General features: G+C 35.8%; 19 protein-coding genes. 1 reads left to right on the top strand and 18 read right to left on the bottom strand.

Annotation, left to right across the window (positions count from 1 at the left end):
• Nucleotides 1-95: 95 nt before the first annotated feature.
• From trmD to G540_RS0104035, 14 genes are all read right to left on the bottom strand, one after another.
• Nucleotides 96-839 carry a tRNA (guanosine(37)-N1)-methyltransferase TrmD gene (gene trmD / locus G540_RS0104100; RefSeq protein WP_027107018.1) on the bottom strand — a complete coding sequence of 248 codons (744 nt, stop codon included), beginning with the start codon at nt 837-839 and terminating at the stop codon, nt 96-98.
• Entirely contained in the window at nt 839-1,354 is a 516-nt protein-coding gene (rimM, locus tag G540_RS0104095) for a ribosome maturation factor RimM (protein WP_027107017.1), read from the bottom strand. Before rimM ends, trmD begins: the two co-directional genes overlap by 1 nt.
• Nucleotides 1,355-1,432: 78 nt before the next feature.
• Nucleotides 1,433-1,681 carry a KH domain-containing protein gene (locus G540_RS0104090; protein ID WP_027107016.1) on the bottom strand — a complete coding sequence of 83 codons (249 nt, stop codon included), beginning with the start codon at nt 1,679-1,681 and terminating at the stop codon, nt 1,433-1,435.
• A gap of 12 nt (nt 1,682-1,693) precedes the next feature.
• Nucleotides 1,694-1,969 (bottom strand): 30S ribosomal protein S16, encoded by a 276-nt coding sequence (gene rpsP / locus G540_RS0104085; RefSeq protein ID WP_027107015.1) that lies wholly within the window; start codon nt 1,967-1,969, stop codon nt 1,694-1,696.
• Nucleotides 1,970-2,111: 142 nt separating this feature from the next.
• Nucleotides 2,112-3,554 (bottom strand): signal recognition particle protein, encoded by a 1,443-nt coding sequence (gene ffh, locus G540_RS0104080; RefSeq protein ID WP_027107014.1) that lies wholly within the window; start codon nt 3,552-3,554, stop codon nt 2,112-2,114.
• Between the two features lie 15 nt (nt 3,555-3,569).
• Nucleotides 3,570-3,902, bottom strand: coding sequence for a putative DNA-binding protein (locus G540_RS0104075; RefSeq protein WP_027107013.1), 333 nt, complete (start codon nt 3,900-3,902; stop codon nt 3,570-3,572).
• 30 nt (nt 3,903-3,932) lie between these two features.
• Nucleotides 3,933-5,069, bottom strand: a complete 1,137-nt coding sequence (gene ftsY / locus G540_RS07040) for a signal recognition particle-docking protein FtsY (protein ID WP_081653542.1) — start codon at nt 5,067-5,069, stop codon at nt 3,933-3,935.
• 146 nt (nt 5,070-5,215) lie between these two features.
• Nucleotides 5,216-8,761 carry a chromosome segregation protein SMC gene (gene smc / locus G540_RS0104065; RefSeq protein ID WP_027107012.1) on the bottom strand — a complete coding sequence of 1,182 codons (3,546 nt, stop codon included), beginning with the start codon at nt 8,759-8,761 and terminating at the stop codon, nt 5,216-5,218.
• A 21-nt stretch (nt 8,762-8,782) separates the two neighbouring features.
• Complete coding sequence (gene rnc, locus G540_RS0104060; protein WP_027107011.1) at nt 8,783-9,472, bottom strand: ribonuclease III; 690 nt, start codon at nt 9,470-9,472, stop codon at nt 8,783-8,785.
• Nucleotides 9,473-9,594: 122 nt separating this feature from the next.
• Nucleotides 9,595-9,837, bottom strand: a complete 243-nt coding sequence (acpP, locus tag G540_RS0104055; RefSeq protein WP_027107010.1) for an acyl carrier protein — start codon at nt 9,835-9,837, stop codon at nt 9,595-9,597.
• Between the two features lie 42 nt (nt 9,838-9,879).
• Nucleotides 9,880-10,917, bottom strand: coding sequence for a phosphate acyltransferase PlsX (gene plsX / locus G540_RS0104050; protein WP_035463603.1), 1,038 nt, complete (start codon nt 10,915-10,917; stop codon nt 9,880-9,882).
• 22 nt (nt 10,918-10,939) lie between these two features.
• A complete protein-coding gene (gene recG, locus G540_RS0104045; RefSeq protein ID WP_027107008.1) occupies nt 10,940-12,979 on the bottom strand; it encodes an ATP-dependent DNA helicase RecG in 2,040 nt (679 codons plus the stop codon).
• Between the two features lie 93 nt (nt 12,980-13,072).
• Nucleotides 13,073-14,767 carry a DAK2 domain-containing protein gene (locus G540_RS0104040; protein WP_027107007.1) on the bottom strand — a complete coding sequence of 565 codons (1,695 nt, stop codon included), beginning with the start codon at nt 14,765-14,767 and terminating at the stop codon, nt 13,073-13,075.
• A gap of 35 nt (nt 14,768-14,802) precedes the next feature.
• Nucleotides 14,803-15,162, bottom strand: coding sequence for an Asp23/Gls24 family envelope stress response protein (locus tag G540_RS0104035; protein WP_027107006.1), 360 nt, complete (start codon nt 15,160-15,162; stop codon nt 14,803-14,805).
• 332 nt (nt 15,163-15,494) lie between these two features.
• Here G540_RS0104035 and rpmB point away from each other — a divergent pair, with 332 nt between their 5' ends.
• Nucleotides 15,495-15,680 (top strand): 50S ribosomal protein L28, encoded by a 186-nt coding sequence (rpmB, locus tag G540_RS0104030; RefSeq protein WP_027107005.1) that lies wholly within the window; start codon nt 15,495-15,497, stop codon nt 15,678-15,680.
• A 101-nt stretch (nt 15,681-15,781) separates the two neighbouring features.
• Here the strand turns inward: rpmB and G540_RS0104025 are convergent, their stop codons facing one another.
• The 4 genes from G540_RS0104025 to G540_RS07490 all read right to left on the bottom strand — a co-directional run bounded on the left by G540_RS0104025 (nt 15,782) and on the right by G540_RS07490 (nt 18,946).
• Nucleotides 15,782-16,840 carry a hypothetical protein gene (locus G540_RS0104025; protein ID WP_027107004.1) on the bottom strand — a complete coding sequence of 353 codons (1,059 nt, stop codon included), beginning with the start codon at nt 16,838-16,840 and terminating at the stop codon, nt 15,782-15,784.
• Between the two features lie 110 nt (nt 16,841-16,950).
• Entirely contained in the window at nt 16,951-17,817 is an 867-nt protein-coding gene (locus G540_RS0104020; protein ID WP_027107003.1) for a GIY-YIG nuclease family protein, read from the bottom strand.
• A 130-nt stretch (nt 17,818-17,947) separates the two neighbouring features.
• The gene (locus G540_RS0104015; RefSeq protein ID WP_027107002.1) at nt 17,948-18,676 is read right to left on the bottom strand and encodes an ATP-grasp domain-containing protein; all 729 of its coding nucleotides are present in this window, start codon (nt 18,674-18,676) and stop codon (nt 17,948-17,950) included.
• 96 nt (nt 18,677-18,772) lie between these two features.
• Nucleotides 18,773-18,946, bottom strand: coding sequence for a hypothetical protein (locus G540_RS07490; protein WP_169439099.1), 174 nt, complete (start codon nt 18,944-18,946; stop codon nt 18,773-18,775).
• Between the last annotated feature and the right edge of the window lie 138 nt (nt 18,947-19,084).

The following is a 19,084-nucleotide window of genomic DNA, read 5'->3' as shown; positions in this document are numbered from 1 at the left end:
TTTCCTTTCACTGACATTCATATCTTGTAGCGGAATATCGTTTCTTTTGGCAATAGCCAAAGATTATATTAGCATATTAAACAAGTACTTGTAAACTACTTTTCTTGTTTTTCTTCATTCTTTATTTCTTCTAACCAGATTTTTTCTTGTTTAGTGAATTCATAACCTTCTAACATATCCGGTCTTCTTAAATAAGTTCTTCTTAATGACTCCTTATGACGCCATTCAGCAATTAATTTATGATTACCACTACGTAACACTTCTGGTACAACCATACCTTCATATTCTACCGGACGAGTATAATGTGGATGCTCTAACAAACCAGTTGAAAAAGAATCTTCAATCGCTGACTCACGATTTCCTAAAACATCAGGTAATAAGCGTACTGTCGCATCAATCACGACCATCGCGCCTAATTCGCCCCCTGTTAAGACAAAATCACCTAACGAGATCTCATCTGTCACACGACTCCGAATTCGTTCGTCATAGCCTTCATAATGACCACAAATAAAAGTTAAATGTTCTTCTTGGGCTAATTCTTCAGCCATTTTTTGATCAAAGCGTTTTCCGGCAGGATCTAATAAAATAACCCGCCCTGGATTAGGTTGATCTTTTTGAACTTCATCTAAAGCTGCGAAAATTGGTTGCACTTGCAAAAGCATGCCCGCTCCACCACCATAGGGCGTATCATCAACATGTTTTTGCTTATTAGTTGTAAATTGACGAAAATCAGTTACTTTAAAATCTAAAATTCCGTTTTTAATCGCATTACCGACCATTGATTGATACATCGGACCAGTAAACATTTCCGGAAATAAACTTAAGACATCAATTTTCATTAATCATCCAACCCCTCTGGAACTTCAACGATTAATTTATTGTTAGGAATATCAACTTCTTGGATAACATCAGGAATTACTGGTAAAAGTAATTCTTTTTTACCACGACGTTTCACAACCCAGACATCATTAGCGCCTGTTTCCATAATTTCAGAAACTTGTCCAATAACTTCCCCAGTTTGATCAATTACATCTAAGCCGATAATTTCACGGTAATAGTAACTACCTTCTTCTAACTCTTCTTGTTGATCTTCCGTAACTTTTAAGTCACTACCTTTATATTTTTCAATCAAGTTAATATTTTCATAACCTTTGAAAACTAACAAATCAAAGTTTTTATGTTTGCGGTGACTTTTAATTTCTAATTCTAAAGGTTGTTTAGCACCTTTTTCAAATAAATAAACAACATTTCCCGGACGGAATCTTTCTTCAGGGAAATCAGTTGTTGCCATCACACGCACTTCTCCACGAATACCGTGTGTGTTCACGATTTTTCCAATATCATAATAATTCATCTTATCACTCCTCGATTTTTTATGTAAAAGAAAAACCTCTTAAATAAAACATTGCTGCTTCATCAAAGAGGTCTAATTTTAATTATCCACGATGTTCAAACGAACCCGTAAAGATTCATCTAAACGAACGCTATAAACGATGGTACGAATAGCCTGTGCCACTCGACCGTGTTTTCCGATCACTCGTCCTACATCTTGAGGAGCGACTGATAAATTGAAATTCAGAAAATGATCATCCCGTTCAGTTGTAATTACAACTTCATCAGGCACAGCAACTAAAGGTTTCACAATCGTTTCGATCAATTGTTTCACATCTGCTTCTGTCATTTTTATTTACCCTTATTTCTTAGAAAACTTTGCATCATGGAATTTCTTCATAACACCATTACGAGAAAGAATGTTACGAACTGTATCTGATGGTTGTGCACCATCGTTTAACCAGTTCATGATTTCTTCTTCTTTAAGTACTACTGTTTCTGGTTGTGTTAATGGGTTGTATGTTCCTACGTTTGCGATGAAACGACCATCACGTGGTGCGCGAGAATCGGCAACAACGATACGGTAGAAAGGACGTTTTTTAGAACCCACACGTTTTAAACGAATTTTTACTGACATATATTACACCTCCTGTTATCTTCTCAACGATAAATAATATACCAGTAATTTTACCTGGTGTAAAGTAAAAATTCTTTACATCTCCAAAAAATTTTCATTTTTCGTCAAAAACCTTGGTATATCAACGTTTTAAATTTAAAATTTATTTGCGTCCGCGCTTTTTACGGAGCTTGTTTAAACGTTTTTGTTTAATTTTTTTGTTTTTGCGTACCATCCGACTCATGGACATTTTCGCCATTTTGCCAGTCATGCCGCTCCCAAACATTTGATCCATACCATCAAAGTTACCGTTAGAAACTTTTTTCATCATATCTTTCATTTGATTAAATTGTTTAATCATTCGGTTAACTTCTTGAATTGGACGACCAGAACCAGCCGCAATCCGACGACGGCGACTTGGGTTCAAGATATCAGGATTTTCCCGTTCTTGACGTGTCATTGAGAAGATAATAGCTTTGACGCGTTCTAAATCTTTAGGATCAAAGTTCATATTCTTCAAAGCAGGATTATTTGCCATCCCTGGAATCATTTTAATAATGTCTTCCATTGGACCCATATTTTGTACTTGTTCCATTTGAACTAAGAAATCATTGAAGTCAAATGAGTTTTCCCGCATTTTTTCTTGCATTGCTAGGGCTTGTTCTTCATCGTAATCACGTTGTGCCTTTTCAATCAAGGACAACATGTCACCCATCCCTAAGATTCGTGAAGCCATCCGATCAGGGTGGAACACATCTAAGTCAGTGATTTTTTCACCTTGACCCATAAATTTAATTGGTTTACCAGTTACGGAACGGATGGAAAGAGCCGCACCACCACGAGTATCACCATCTAATTTAGTTAAAACAACACCAGTTACATCAAGTTTACCGTTGAATCCTTCAGCTACTTCAACTGCACTTTGACCAGTCATCGCATCGACTGTTAATAAGATTTCGTTTGGTTGCGCTAAGTCTTTGATATCACTTAATTCGTTCATTAAAGTTTCATCAATTTGTAAACGACCAGCCGTATCAATAATTACATAATCATTGTGGTTTTCTTTGGCTTGCGCTAAACCTTGTTTAACAATCTCAACCGGAGAAACATCTGTCCCCAAAGCAAAAACAGGAACATCGATTTCTTGACCTAAGATTTTCAATTGGTCAATCGCAGCTGGACGATAAATATCCCCGGCAATCAACATTGGACGTGCATTTTCTTCTGTTTTTAATTTATTAGCTAATTTAGCTGCTGTTGTAGTTTTACCAGCACCTTGCAAACCAACCATCATAATAATTGTTGGAATTTTTGGTGATTTGTTTAAAGGTGTTGCTTCTTCACCCATAACTTTCGTTAATTCTTCATCAACGATTTTCACAATTTGTTGCGCTGGGGTTAAACTTTCTAAAACTTCAGCCCCGATTGAGCGTTCACGTACGGTTTTGATAAACTCTTTAACAACTTTAAAGTTAACATCGGCTTCTAATAACGCCAGACGAATCTCGCGCATAACCTCTTTGACATCAGCCTCTGTTAATTTACCTTTTTTACGTAATTTGCCAATCGCATTTTGTAAACGTTCTGTTAATCCTTCAAATGCCATTTAAGCCACCAACTTTCATTCTTCGTATTCTAATTCGTTCAACATATCCTGAATTTTTTGATCTTCGGGATAATTTTTTGCAAAATATGTTTCCAACGCTTCAATTTGTTGTCCTCTTTGGATAAAAGCTTGATATAAATGAAGTTTGTTTTCATATTCTTCTAAGATTTTTTCTGTGCGTTTAATATTATCATAAACGGCTTGCCGCGAAACAGCATAATTTTCAGCAATTTCACCCAAGGAAAAATCATCACGATAATATAAGGAAATGTACTCCATTTGTTTTTTAGTTAATAAAGGTTCATAAAAATCAAACAAAGCATTAATACGGTTTGTTTTTTCGATCATGTCTTTCTCCCTTAGTCTGGTTTATTCAAATTATTCAGCTGTTTTATTTTCTGCAGTTACTTCAGCTTCTTCAGTCTCTGTTTCTGGAACTTCATCAGCTGTGTCTGTCTCAACTGGAGCTTCTTGGCTTACTTCAACTTCTTCTGAATCTGCATCAGTTGACGCTTCACCTGTGACTAAACCTTTGAATAAGCCGTAAACAAACTCTTCTGGGTTAAAGTCACGTAAATCGTCCATCTTTTCACCAAGACCGACTAATTTAACTGGAATGTGTAAATCATTGCGGATCGCTAAAACAATCCCCCCACGAGCTGTTCCATCTAATTTAGTTAAGACAATCCCTGTGACTTGCGTAACTTCTTGGAATTGTTTAGCTTGAATTAAAGCATTTTGTCCAGTTGTCGCATCTAACGCTAATAAAACTTCATGTGGACCATCTGGAATTTCTCTCGTAATAACACGAGAAATCTTTTCTAATTCTTTCATCAAGTTAACTTTGTTTTGTAATCGACCAGCTGTATCAACTAAAACAATATCATAATCTTCTTGTTTCGCTTTTTGAACGGCATCAAATACCACAGATGCTGGATCACTTTTTTCTGGTTTCGCAACAACGGGAACGTCAACTCTTTTACCCCATTCAACTAACTGTTGAATCGCACCAGCCCGGAAGGTATCTGCTGCAACCATTAAAACTTTCTTACCTTCTGTTTGATAACGGTGAGCTAATTTACCGATTGTAGTTGTTTTACCAACACCATTCACACCAACGAATAACATCACAGTTGGGCCTTCTGCGGCATAGTTTAAGGCGTTATTTTCATCTTGGCCTTCTGCTTCATAAATTTCAACTAATTTTTGGACGATAACTTTTGAAACATCGTCTTGTTTTTTGGCATTTTGTAATTTAACTTCTTCACGTAAAGCTTCACTAATCTTCATCGCAACATCGAAACCAACATCAGCTTCGATTAAAGTTTCTTCTAATTCTTCGAAGAAATCTTCGTCAACCGAGCGGAAATTAGCGAATAAAGCATTTAATTTCGCACCGAATCCTTCACGTGATTTCTCTAATCCTTTGTCATAACGCTCTTCTTCTTGGGTTTGGACTTGTTCTTTTGGTTCTTCACCCGTAAACGCGCGTTTGATTTTATCAAAAAATCCCATTAATTCTCCTCCATATCTCGTTTTAACATCTACATTTTATTTTAACAAAAGCTTACTAGCTTTTAAATTGTTTCTTTAGATAATACTTCTATTATAGCCGAATGCGTCACTGATTGCATATTTTTCCACAAAAAAAGAATTGGACCTTAATCCAATTCTTCTAAAGATACGGAAACTAAATGTGAAACACCAGACTCTTGCATGGTAACGCCATACATCACGTCAGAGGCCAACATCGTTCCTTTCCGGTGCGTGATAACGATAAACTGCGTTCTTTGGTCGAAATCACGTAAATATTGCGCATAACGAGCAACGTTGGCATCATCTAAAGCTGCTTCTGCTTCATCTAAGACAACAAATGGTACTGGATGCACGTGTAAGATCGCAAACAATAATGTAATCGCGGTTAAAGCACGTTCCCCACCAGACAATAAACTTAATTTTTGTAATTTCTTACCTGGTGGTTGAGCTTGGATCTCGATCCCGGTTAATAACATATCAGTTGGATCCGTTAAAATTAAGCGTGCTTGTCCACCGCCGAAAATCCGTGGGAATAATTCCGTAAAGGCTGCACTCACTTTTTCAAAAGTTGCCGCAAATCTTTCCTTCACTTCTTTATCCATTTCATTCATCGTGAATTCTAGTTGTTCCTTAGCTGTTAATAAATCAGCTTGTTGTTCCGATAAGAAAGTATAACGTTCATTAATCCGTTCATATTCTTTAATCGCGCCCAAATTCACTTCGCCTAATTCATCGATTCCTTGTTTCAACAAACGTAAACGCCGTCGCACAATCGTTAAATCAGTTTCAGTATTTTGTTGTTGCGCACTTTCGTAAGTTAAAGCATAACTTTCCGCCAATTCGTTCAAAGCTTGATCCAATAACGTTTCTAGCTTACTTTTGGCAATACTTTTTTGACGTTGTTCTTGATAAGTATTTTCTTGTAAACTCGTTAAACGTTTGAATTGTTGTTCTGCTTGTTCGACTTCTTGGTAATGAACTTGGCGTTGTTGTTGTAATTGTTTAACTAATTCTTCTAAATCAGCAACTTCTTGTTGGACATCACCTGTTTTTTCAGCTAATTGAGCTAACGATTGTTGTCGCTGTTCTTCATTGACTTTTAAATCAGCTAAACTCTTTTCACCTTTTGCGATTAAATCCGTTAAATTCCGGACTTGCGCACTAAGTTCTTGGCGTTGAATTTCAACTAATTTCAAACGTTCATTCACAACCGCTAACGATTGTTGGGTTGCTTGTAAGTCGGCTGTTTGTTTTTGCGTATTTTGGTTCAAATTCGCTAAATAAGCTTCATATTCAGTAACATTAGCTTCTTGTTGCACTAAATCCGCTAAAGTTGTTTTTAATTCAGCTGCTACAGTCTGCGCTTGTTGATTTAATTCAGTTTGTTGTTGTTCATATTCTTTTACTAACGTTAAATTTGTATCCCGTTTTTGCCGACTATGTTTTAATTCAATTTCGAAAATTTGCACTTGATTGCGTAAATTTTGTTCATTTTCCACTTGCGTTAAATCAGCCGCTTGGAGTTGTTTTAACTTTTCACTTTGAGCAGTCAGATCCGCTTGCAATTGTTGGTAACGGCTTTGCATAGTCACGACTTTTTCTTGCATAATTTGAATTTCATTTTCCAGTTTGGTTTGTTGTTGCTTTTGCATTAACAAGCCTTGTCGTTTTTGGCGATCAGCCCCACCCGTGAGCGAACCACCAGGATTGATAATTTCACCTTGTAAAGTAACCATCTTCACACTTTGATTCAAGCGCGCAGCTAAAGCAGTAGCTTGATTCAAATCAGCCATAATCACAGTTGTCCCTAACAAATAATCCATAATCACTTGTTGTTCCGGCTTCACTTGCACTAATTGATGCGCAATTCCGACCACACCAGGTGCAGCTTGAATTGTCGCTAATTTTTGCGCTGATAAAGAACGTGCTTTAATGACATCTTGTGGCAAGAAAGTCGCCCGTCCTAATTTTTGTTGCGTTAAATACTGAATGGACTTTTTAGCGACGGCAGTTGATTGCACAACGACTTGTTGGACTTGTGCACCTAAAGCAGTTTCAATCGCTACCGCATATTCAGCCGGTACTTGCATGATTTCAGCCACTGAACCAACAATACCTGGAATTTGTTTTTTCGCTTTTAAAATAGCCCGAACACCTTGATAATAACCACTATATGTATCCGCAATATTCGCTAAAGTTTCAGCTTGGGCTTTAGCTTTTTGTAAAATATTTTGGCCTTGTTTTAAGCGTTGTTCTTGATAAATCACTTGTTTGTGCAATTGGTCTGTTTTTAATTTTTCAGCTTGTAAATTATGCAAATTTTGACTTTGTTGTTCATTAATTTGCGCTAATTCAGCTTGAACTTTGGTTAATTGTTGTTCAATTTGAGTCACTTGAGCTTGGTTTTCAACACACACTGGTTGCAGCTGCGTTAATTGTTCCGCTAATTTTGTTTGTGTCGTTTGAAGATGTTCTTGTTCATTGAGACAACGCATCTTCGTTTGTTCTAAAGTCCGAATAGCTTTTTGGAACTCTTTGATTTTATTTTCCAAAGTTGGTCCATTTAAATTAGAGACATCTTCTAATTGTGCAATGGCTTGTAAAGCAGTTGCTTGTTGCGCTTGTAATTCTTGCGCTTGTTGTTCTTTAATTTGTTGTTGCTCAGTCGCTTCACTTAAAGATTGGCGATGTAATGCTAATTTTTCAACTAAAGCTTGTTTTCTTTCTTCATGGAAAGCTGCTTCTTGTTGTGTCATTTGATTCTTACCAGCTAATTGTTCATTTTGCCGAACCAATTGCACTAAACGTTGTTGCTTTTCATCAATTTCACTTTCTAAAGTTTGTTGACTCAAGCGGACAGCTTGCAACTTTTCTTCTTGTTCTTTAGTTTGCGCTTGATTTTTCTGCAAAATCTCCCGTAAACGTTGGTCATCTTTTTCCACAGCTTGAAGTTTTTGTGAATTTTGACCAATTTCTAAAACTAAGCGACTTAAATTATAACGATCATATTGTTCTTTTTGATTTAAATAGTCTTTGGCTAAACTAGCTTGTTCTTTCAACGGTTCTCTTTGTTGATAAAGCTCCGTAATAATATCTGCCACACGATCCAAATGATCCGTTGTTTCGCGTAATTCTTTTTGGGCTTGATTTTTTTCTTGTTTATATTTTAAAACTCCAGCCACTTCTTCAATGAAGACGCGCCGTTCTTGTGGTTTACTATTGAAAATCGATTCGACTTTACCTTGTGAAATAATCGAAAAGGATTCTTTACCTAAACCAGTATCCATAAAGAGCTCGATAATATCACGCAAGCGGACTTTTTGATTATTTAAGAGAAATTCACTATTACCATCACGATAAATTCGGCGGGTAATCGTAACTTCATCACTAGCAAAATCTAAAAAACGATCGCTATTATCTAAATTCAAATTAACTTCTGCCCGGTTTAAAGGTGCCCGTGTTTCCGAACCAGCAAAAATCACGTCCGGCATCTTTTCACCACGTAAACTCTTGACTGATTGTTCACCTAAGACCCAACGTAAAGCTTCAATAATATTACTCTTACCACTACCATTGGGGCCAACGACACTTGTGATTCCAGGTAAGAAATCAATTTGCGTATGATCGGCAAAAGATTTAAAACCTGTTAATTCTAAACTTTTTAATTTCATCGTTAACCTCTCTTTATCATTTTATTTTAAACGTTGTAAAGCGGCATAGGCTGCCATTTGTTCAGCAGCTTTTTTAGAATGACCCGCACCTTGTCCGATGAATTCGCCATCCACACTAACTTGCATCACATATGTTTTCGCGTTATCAGGTCCTTCTTCTGAAACCATACTGTAAACAATTTGGCGTGTCCCACTTTGTTGTAATAATTCTTGTAATTCTGTTTTATGATCCATATAAGTCGCAAACCAACCAAGATCAATCTTTGGAAAGACAACACGATTGATAAATTGTTCAACAGCTGCTTTACCTTGATCAAGATATAATGCACCAATAAATGCTTCAAAAATATCACATAATAAAGATGAACGTTGACGTGCGTTCGCTTTTTCTTCACCTTTACCTAATAAAATATACTCATCAAAATGACATTCTTGGGCAAACTTACTGAAACTATCTTCACATACCATCGCAGAACGCAATTTAGAAAGCTTGCCTTCTGGTAAATTAGGATAACGTGCAAATAAGTATTCAGAAACACATAGCTGTATGACCGCATCACCTAAGAATTCAATTCGTTCATAGTATTTCAATTTTTCTTTCGGATGTTCATTCACATATGATGCATGCGTAAAAGCTTCTAATAAATAGGCATCATTTTGAAAATCAATTCCAAATTCATCTAATAAATGTTTTTTTAATTGTGTAATCACAGTTTTCTCCTTTTATTCGTCCTGCCAGGCAGTAACATAAGCAAAAAGAACCCACTCTCAAACTGAGGAGTGGATTCAAAGTAACTTGTTGTTTGGTAATTAACTTTTTAGTCAGGATCCTCTTAAGCTTGTTTTGACGCGATGTAACGAACAGCATCACCCATTGTAGCTAATTTTTCAGCATCCTCATCGGAAATTTCTGCTCCAAAAGCATCTTCTAATTCTAAAACAAATTCAACAATATCAATTGAATCAGCATTTAAATCGTTTTGGAAATTAAGATCCATTGTAATGTTAGCTGGATCAATATCAAAGTTTTCTAAAATAATATCAGAAACTTTTGAAAAAATTTCTTGTTCTGTCATTTTTCTGACCTCCAGATTTTCTTTCGTAAGTTTAGTTTAACTTTATTTTTTTAAATTGTCTAGATTGTTCTCTTCTTCAGCCTTTAATTTTGCGAAATAATCACAAAATTCAGGAATAACATTCCCATCAACCATAGTTTTGATTTGTTCCATTGTGTAATAAACCGTCTTAGCATCACTAGAACCATGAGCTTTCACGACTGGTGCTTTCACACCCATCAAGACAGCCCCACCGTATGTTGATTGATCCATACGTTTTTTCAACATTTTAAAAGCTGGTTTCAATAATAAAGCACCGATTTTCGCTTTTAAACCACCAGCTAAAATCGCTTCTTTTAATAAAGATAAAATACCAGACGCTGTTCCTTCGATAGCTTTCAAAACGGCATTCCCCGTAAAACCATCCGCAACAACAACATCACACACACCCTTCATTAAATCACGGGCTTCTACATTACCAATAAAGTTCAAACTTTCATCTTCAGCTAACATTTGATGAGCAGCTAAAGTGATTTTGTTACCTTTATGAGCTTCTGCACCATTATTTAAAAGACCAATTCGTGGATTTTGAATACCACGGACTTTTTGAGCATAAAATTTACCTAATAAACCATATTGATAAAGTTGTTCCGGTTTATTTTCAGCATTGGCACCTGTATCAAGTAAGTTAAAACAACTACCTTGATCAGAAACAACTGGTAAAGTTGAAATCAAACCAGGACGTGCCACACCTTTAATCCGACCAACAATTAATAAACCAGCCGCTAATAAAGCACCGGTATTACCACATGAGAATAAAGCATCCGCTTCACCTTCTTTAACTGCTTTAGCAGCCCGGACTAAAGAAGAATCTTTTTTCCGACGAATCGCTCTCACGGGTTCTTCATCCATTTCAATTGTTTCGGTTGTTTCTATAATAGTCAAACGTTCTTGATTTTTAACTTCTTTCAGAATAGCTGTTGGATCTCCATACAACATAAATTCTAAATCAGAAAACTTATCACGAGCCTGTTCGACCCCTTCAATCACACTTTGAGGTGCGTAATCGCCACCCATTGCATCTACGGCAATTTTAATCATCTTCGTCAACCTTTCTCACTGCTTAATCAAAATTCTGTGTTGTTATGATATTTTCTTGTAAATATTTTACTAATGCTTGATAAGCGGGATTTTCATAAAAATCAGCTTCTTTCACAAGTTGTTGTGCTTCTTGTTGGGCAACTTGTAAAATGGCTAAATCTTTCACCGGATCCCCAATCCGAAAATCAGGTATCCCCGATTGTTTCCGGCCTAAAACATCGCCGGGACCACGTAATTCTAAATCTTTTTGTGCAATGACGAATCCATCATTTGTCATCACCATCGTCTGCATGCGGGCTTTACCGTATTCAGATTTCGGATCAGCTACTAAGATACAATATGAACTTTGTTGCCCACGTCCCACACGGCCGCGTAACTGGTGTAATTGAGCCAAACCAAACCGATCAGCATCTAAAATCAACATCACAGTAGCATTTGGAACATCAACCCCAACTTCAATCACAGTCGTAGAAACAAGAATATCTAGTTGGTGGTCTTTGAACGCTTGCATAACGGCATCTTTTTCCTCAGCTGGCATTTGCCCATGGAGGATGCCGACTTGGTATTGCCCGGCAAAATGTTTTTTAAGATTCTCATAGACATCTTGTGCATTTTGCAAATCAAGCATTTCCGATTCAGCAATTAAAGGCGAAATCACATAAGCTTGCGTTCCTTTTTTTAACTCAGCTTGCATAAAATTCAACGCTTGGGAAAATTGTTTCTTACTATATAAAGATGTTTGAATTGGCTTGCGACCTTTTGGTAATTCATTAATCACCGAAACATCCATCTCGCCATAAGCTGTAATAGCTAAAGTCCGCGGAATTGGTGTCGCCGTCATCGCTAATAAGTCCGGCCGATCACCTTTATTACGCAAAATTTGGCGCTGTTGCACGCCAAAACGGTGCTGTTCATCAATCACTACTAAACCTAAATCATGAAAAATAACTGGATCTTGGATTAAAGCTTGCGTCCCAACTACAATATCAATCTCACCATTTGCGAGATTTTCAAGTAAAGTCCGCCGCTGTTTCGCTTTTTTCGCTGTTGTACTCGTTAAGAGAGCAACATTCACATCAAAATCAGCAAAAATCTCTACTAATTTTTCAGCATGTTGTTGGGCTAAGATTTCCGTTGGCACCATTAAAGCAGATTGCAAGCCTGCTGTTTTGGCGGCATACATGGCAATGGCTGCCACAATTGTTTTCCCGGAACCAACGTCCCCTTGCAACAAACGATTCATATGAATTGGATGATGTAAGTCATAACAAATCTCATTGACAACACGTTTTTGGGCACCCGTTAACTCAAACGGCAAGCTAGCTATAAATTGTTTCAAAACTTGATTATCATATGCAATCAAGCGCCCCGTTTGCGTTCTTTCTTTTTGTTTGAGACTTTGAAGTCCGGCTTGAAACAAGAAAAACTCCTCAAAAATAGCCGTCCGCCGTGCTAAATCATTTTGTGCGGGACTATTTGGAAAATGTAAATCACGAATCATCACAGCCCGCGGTAAAAGCTGATACTTCTGCCGTAAAGTTTCTGGTATCAAATCAGTAATCACACCTTGGTACGTTTGATACGCTTGGTCAATTACTTTTTTGATCTTTGCAGCATTCAACTCTTTGCTGGCGCGATAAACCCCAACAAAATCATCGGTTGCTTGCTGCGTCAAAATCTTAATCCCCGTTAAACTCTGGCGCGCTAAATCATATTTTCCATAGACAGCTAACTCTTGGCCAATCTCCATATTTTTCATTAAATATGGTTGATTGAAAAAAGTCACATTAACAATATCATGATCAACCAACAACTTAAAATTCAAACGACTCTTATAACGTCCAAAACGCGTTAAAACGGGTAAAGTCGAGATTTTTCCTTTTAAAGTAACTTTTTCTTGATCGGCTATTTCTGAGATTTTCTTCTCACGTATATCATCATAACGAAAAGGATAATACGTCAACAAATCAGCGATCGTATTAATTCCTAATTTATTAAAAGCGGTGATTTTTTTGGGACCGACGCCTTTTAAAACACCAATTGAATCACTGAGTTTCAGCATTTCCACTCCTCCTTAAGATGATTTTACAACTAAAAAAAGCTGGCTAATTCGCTCAATAACGAACCAACCAGCTAATATTTTTATTAATAGTCTTTATTCAACTGAAATTAAATATGGATAGACTGGTTGATTTCCGGCATGGATTTCAACTTCTAAGTCTTCATCAATTGCTAAAATAGCTTCTTTAATTTCTTCAGCTTCTGCTTGAGTACCATCTTCACCGAAGATAATTGTGATAACTTCACTATCATCATCGATCATTTCTTTACTCATAGCGATTGCTGCTTCAAGAGCTGTTTTTTCAGTAAGTTTGATCTTACCATCGATAATACCCATAAATTCATCTTTTTTAATAACTTGGCCATCAATTGTTGTATCACGAACAGCAGTTGTAACTTGACCAGATGTTACGTATTCTAAGTTTTCTGTCATTGCTTCAGCATTTTCAGCTAATGATGCGTCTTTGTTGAAGACGAATAAGGCAGCCATACCTTGAGCAATTGTTGCACTTGGAATTACAGCTACTTCAACTTCTGCTACTTCAGCAGCTTGTTGGGCAGCTAATAAGATGTTTTTGTTATTTGGTAAAATAATAACTTTTTCAGCACCTGTTTTATCGATAGCAGCTACAATGTCTTCTGTACTTGGGTTCATTGTTTGGCCACCACTTACGATATAGTTAGCACCTAAACCTTGGAATAATTCAGAAATACCTTTACCAGATGAAATGGCAATAATACCATAATCACCAGATAAGTCATTCTTCATAACTGGCATAGCTGGTGCTGCAGGTGTATCTTGTGTTTCTAAAATTGTTTCATGTTGTAAACGCATGTTATCAACTTTCATCTTGATTAATGAACCAAAATGTTGACCATAGTTGAAGACGTCACCAGGATGTTCTGTGTGGACGTGAACTTTAACAACTTCATCATCAGCAACAACTAATAATGAGTCACCTAATTCAGCTAAGTGATTACGGAATTCATCATAATCGAATTCGCGATCGACTAAACGACCAGCACCTAAACGAACCATGATTTCTGTACAGTAACCATATTTGATGTCTTCAGTATCCATTTGACCTTGAACGCTCTTATGGTGTTCTGATTTAATCATATCTTCCATATCTTTTTCGCTGATCTTGTTATCAACTTCTAATAAGTGATCATTACCAGCTAAAATATCAAAGAAACTTTGGTAAACATATGTTAAACCTTTACCACCGGAATCAACTACGCCAACTTCTTTTAAAACTGGTAATTGATTTGGTGTATTAGCAAGTGCTTCTTCAGCTGCGTTATAAGCAGCTTCCATAACAACTAAAACATCGTCGCTTTCTTTAACAGCTTTACGAGCACCTTCAGCAGCTTTACGAGCAACTGTTAAGATTGTACCTTCTTTAGGTTTCATAACAGCTTTATAAGCAACTTCTGCACCGCCACTTAAAGCGTCAGATAAGTCTTGTGCTGTTAAAACTTCTTTTGTCTTAACTGCTTTGTTAAAACCACGGAAAATTTGGGACAAGATAACACCAGAGTTACCACGTGCACCCATCAATAAACCTTTAGCTAAAGCTGTTGTTAATTCTCCGACACTTGTTGCAGTTGATTCAGCAACGTATTGATTCCCACTTGTCATGGAAAGACTCATGTTAGTACCTGTATCCCCATCAGGAACTGGAAAAACGTTCAATGAGTCAATTAATTCAGCATGTTTGTTTAAACGATCTGAACTAAGTTTAACCATCTTTCTAAATTCGACTTCAGTGATATTTGCAACTTTCAACTTTCGTTTTCCTCCTTGTTCGATCACAACTTATACTATTCAGTAACGTGCACGCCTTGAACATAGACGTTTACAGAATCAGCTGCAATACCTAACATTGTATTTAAATTATATTTAACTGTATCTTGAACATTACGGCAAACTTCTGAAATCTTAATACCATAACTTACAATAATATATACATCAATTGCGACACCGTCTTCTACTTGACGAACAACGACACCTTTTGAATAATTATCGCGTTTCAAAATTTCATTTAAATTGTCTCTAATTTGGTTTTTACTTGCCATTCCGACAATCCCAAAAATTTCAGTTGCAGCTCCGCCGACAACTGTTGCAATTACATCATTATCGATGTCAATACTACCATATTTATTTTGAATTTTTACAGCCATGTAATACAGCCTCCTTAATTAATCAGACAATCATTATTACTATTATAGCAAATATTCTCAAGAAAATAAAACTTGAAAATCTGAGCATTCTAAATTTGGCAAGAGCAAGATATTTTGCTCCACCACTTACTAAATCTGATGTTATCTTTATTTAAACACAACTAATATCAGTTAACAACTGGCTTTCACAATATTTTTATGTGCCAAGTAATTTTACTTTACAGAAAACTGTTGCATTAAACTAATATCTGTGTTAATTTAGTCTAGTGAATAAACATTCTGAATTAATGTTTTGATGTTTTAATTGTTAATTAAAAGGAGGTCTACTGCAAATGGCAAAGGATTATATTACAGGTCGTAAAACAACTTTTGGTAAAAAACGTTCCCACGCTTTGAACTCATCAAGCCGTACATGGAAACCAAACTTACAAAAAGTTCGTATTATGGTTGATGGTAAACCTAAAAAAGTATGGGTTTCAGCTCGTGCATTAAAATCAGGTAAAATTGAACGTGTTTAATCAACACATTTGAAACTAGGCTCGATTTTTCGGGTCTTTTTTTATACATAAAAACGCCACATAACTTTTCTAAGAAGTTATGTGGCGTTTTATTATTTGTTTTAAGGTGTGGCTACATAATCTTTTAAAACATCATACAAAGTAACTTGTTTTTGGATTGTTTGTTGATTTAATTTTTGTTGCCAATGAGGTACATTGAGTTTCGCTAATAATTCACAAACTAAAGCACCCGTTTCATACGGCATGCGATTTCGTAAAAAGGATCGATCAATCCCCTTTTTCTCTAACATCGGAATAACTTCATTGAAGTCTACATTTTTTACATTATCAAAATACATCACACCATAATCATAACCAACTCGCTGAGCAGCTTGGATTCCTACATAAGAAGCAGTCCCTTCAATCGTTGCCATCGTTAATTCTTTTTGGACGTAATCGGGATTTTCAACTAAACGTTGCTTCACAATCGCTACATAGTTATCAGCTAATTGGAATAATTTATCATGAGATCCATGAGCTAGTTGGGCTTTAATCTGACTTAAAACGGCATACTCTTGTTTTAAGAGCTTGATTCCATTTTGAGATAATTCACCATCAAATCGATCAGAAGGACTCCAATTATTTTGCATATAATAATGGAAAGCCTCATGAGCTAAATAAGGCGCAAAGTGATTAGCAGAATACTTTGGCTGAAGATTTTCTGATCCATATTGTAAACAATACACATTTTGTCCTAAAATCTTAATCTTTTCACCAATTGTATTGAAATTTCCAAGCGTACGTTTCGTCCAAATCATTTTCGGTGTTAAAGAACTAATGCGGTAAACTTTTTTCGTATTATATTTAGCCGGCATTTTGATTTCTTTCGCCCAGAGCTTTGATACAGGTTGTTTTGGATTCACGACATACGCTGATTTTCCAAAACCTTGATTGATAAAAACAAGCGGCTGATCCGTTAAATCATAACCTTCCCACAATGGCCCTTGTTTTTTCGTACTTTGAGCTAGTTTTTCATATTCAATTAAAACTTGTTGATCATTTTGATCTAAATCAGTAAATTTAGCTCCCGTCTGATTCAGCACAACTCCCGCTACGAATAAACCACCAATAATCACCAGCAAGCTAATCAACAAAATTTTTAAGGTACTATGTTTCTTCACAAATCTTTCTCCTTATCTCCGTTTAACGTTTATTAATTAAGTTAAATATATCATAAATCATAAAAAATAAATAACCCTAGCCACAAAATATAAGTGACTAAGGTTTTTGTTTAATATATCTCGCCTAAAAAGCGTTGCTGACCTCTTAACTTCCATGCGCTATTACCATTGACACTCGATCCTTTAACCATAGAGGCTGCACGACTAGGAGAAGAAAAAATAACATCTTGCGTTAAGACATAGTTTTCATCAATCCAATTATCTTCAATCATTTTTATTCTCATATTTTCATCGGGAAAACTATTCACCGTATGCGCACGGATTTTCGAACCTTGACAGAGCACAAATTCACGACTGCTTTCGATTAAATATCCCCAAGCATCAATATCTAGTTTTTCGTTTTTAATTTCAAAAATATTTTTTGACTGCTGAGCTAGTTGAGCTTGAGAATTTGGATTGGTAACAGTCTGACCATTCAATAAATCAACACCAACTGCATTCAAAACAAACCGCGCTTTCAAAAGATAGTTATACATAGGATGATTATTATGTTTAACACGTGCTCGTGGTTCATTACCATTACGACAAATATATTTAGGATGAGCTGCAATTAAATTGTAAAACTTATTCTCCAAATAACTTAAATCACCTAATTGTAAACCTTCATCATCAACAGAATCGGCATTAGTTGTAAATGCATACATATAATCCCAATAATCTTCATTTTTGAGATGTTCTGAAACCCTAATAAAGATCCCTTTACCATTCGAACGCATATCAGCTTGACCAACATATACATTAATTCCATCATCACGCTCACCGATTAAAATATAAATTCCAGCTCGATTTAACACACGATCATTTTGATGTTGTAATATATCTTTTTTATCAATCCGGATAATTACACCATCCCAGTTAATCAAACGATATTTAATATTTTTCGGTTTATCATTATATGTAATAGTTATTTTTTCCACATTGTTCACCTAACTGTTTATTTTATTACATTCATTATAGCATCAAATAAACAGCGAAACCTATCGAGATTAAGATACTTTGCAAACACAAATGGACTGAATATCTTTAAGATACTCAGTCCATAAATTTTTAAATGATATTAAAATAATCGGCAGTCAATTCTCGCCATCTGGTTTCAAGGAAAATCGCAGCGTTATATGGATCTAAACCATAAAAACCAACCGAGAATCCATCATTAACTTCAACTACGACAGTCTCGCCTTGATCTGTCAGGCCTATGTCTAAAGCATATGCACAAGGCGAATCTTCCCACGCCAAGACTGCTTGTTTTACCACATCATAATCATAAACAACACCGAATTGCCCGGCGTATTTTTGAATAGCTAGAATCTCATGATTAACTACAAAAGTTCGCCACTCAGCAATAATATTGATTGGTTCACTAATCCAAATAGGATAATTCCGATCAATATTCAATCCAATTAAATCATAATAGGTCTCGATTAATTTTCCGGTAAAAACTTTCGTTTCTAATCTTGGTTTTATAAAAGATTTTTGAATCGTGCCATCATCATTAAAAATATCAGCCAAAACACCGGCCTTAATTTTTCGATGATAAAATTTTTCCAGAGCGTTGGGATAGTCATATTCAGGACGTTCTATCCTCATATAATTAAATATACGATACATCCCACCAATATAATCAACGACTATATCATCCCTGTTCAAAGGTAAAATCTCTTTTAAATCATCATATTCAACGACTTTTTCACCTCTTAGGCTAAATCCTACCTTAGAAATATATTTATTGATGGATGTTTGAGTGAGATATTTTACTTTTTTAATATAGACAGTCATTTCATATCTTCCTTTCTCAAACAAACAACAATTTTATGTAGTAAGTGGTTTAAGACACATTAAAATTCATACGCCACCGCGGATGTTATCAATAGTTTATTTATTCTTTTTTCTTTCTTTGATGATTTCTTCCATTTCATTTAAATCTTCAATAGTGGCTAACTTTTTTAAAAAACTTCGACAAGTTGAACGCTTAACAATATAAGCTTTTCGTTCTTTATTCGCTTCTACCCACTTTTTACTCGCTCTTTTTTGTGCATCTGATACCATATATATCAACCTTTCTTATTTGAGTAAAAACGTTTAAGACCTATCAAGAACAACACACTTCTCAAACCCTTTCAAGTCTTTAAAAAGATTGGAATTCGTTTAAGACCTATCGAGAACAACACACTTCTCAAACATAAA

The sequence above is a fragment of the Ligilactobacillus ceti DSM 22408 genome, from assembly GCF_000423245.1.
Lineage (GTDB): Bacteria > Bacillota > Bacilli > Lactobacillales > Lactobacillaceae > Ligilactobacillus > Ligilactobacillus ceti.
This window is presented reverse-complemented; position numbering and strand designations above follow the sequence as displayed.

Excerpts from the sequence above, each read along its gene's own strand:
- G540_RS0104075 (WP_027107013.1), bottom strand. The coding sequence starts at position 3,902 with ATGATCGAAAAAACAAACCGTATTAATGCTTTGTTTGATTTTTATGAA.
- smc (WP_027107012.1), bottom strand. The coding sequence starts at position 8,761 with ATGAAATTAAAAAGTTTAGAATTAACAGGTTTTAAATCTTTTGCCGAT.
- G540_RS0104090 (WP_027107016.1), bottom strand. The coding sequence starts at position 1,681 with ATGACAGAAGCAGATGTGAAACAATTGATCGAAACGATTGTGAAACCT.
- G540_RS0104015 (WP_027107002.1), bottom strand. The coding sequence starts at position 18,676 with ATGACTGTCTATATTAAAAAAGTAAAATATCTCACTCAAACATCCATC.
- rpmB (WP_027107005.1), top strand. The coding sequence starts at position 15,495 with ATGGCAAAGGATTATATTACAGGTCGTAAAACAACTTTTGGTAAAAAA.
- recG (WP_027107008.1), bottom strand. The coding sequence starts at position 12,979 with ATGCTGAAACTCAGTGATTCAATTGGTGTTTTAAAAGGCGTCGGTCCC.
- acpP (WP_027107010.1), bottom strand. The coding sequence starts at position 9,837 with ATGACAGAACAAGAAATTTTTTCAAAAGTTTCTGATATTATTTTAGAA.
- rpsP (WP_027107015.1), bottom strand. The coding sequence starts at position 1,969 with ATGTCAGTAAAAATTCGTTTAAAACGTGTGGGTTCTAAAAAACGTCCT.
- trmD (WP_027107018.1), bottom strand. The coding sequence starts at position 839 with ATGAAAATTGATGTCTTAAGTTTATTTCCGGAAATGTTTACTGGTCCG.
- rimM (WP_027107017.1), bottom strand. The coding sequence starts at position 1,354 with ATGAATTATTATGATATTGGAAAAATCGTGAACACACACGGTATTCGT.
- ffh (WP_027107014.1), bottom strand. The coding sequence starts at position 3,554 with ATGGCATTTGAAGGATTAACAGAACGTTTACAAAATGCGATTGGCAAA.
- plsX (WP_035463603.1), bottom strand. The coding sequence starts at position 10,917 with ATGATTAAAATTGCCGTAGATGCAATGGGTGGCGATTACGCACCTCAA.
- ftsY (WP_081653542.1), bottom strand. The coding sequence starts at position 5,069 with ATGGGATTTTTTGATAAAATCAAACGCGCGTTTACGGGTGAAGAACCA.
- G540_RS07490 (WP_169439099.1), bottom strand. The coding sequence starts at position 18,946 with ATGGTATCAGATGCACAAAAAAGAGCGAGTAAAAAGTGGGTAGAAGCG.
- G540_RS0104035 (WP_027107006.1), bottom strand. The coding sequence starts at position 15,162 with ATGGCTGTAAAAATTCAAAATAAATATGGTAGTATTGACATCGATAAT.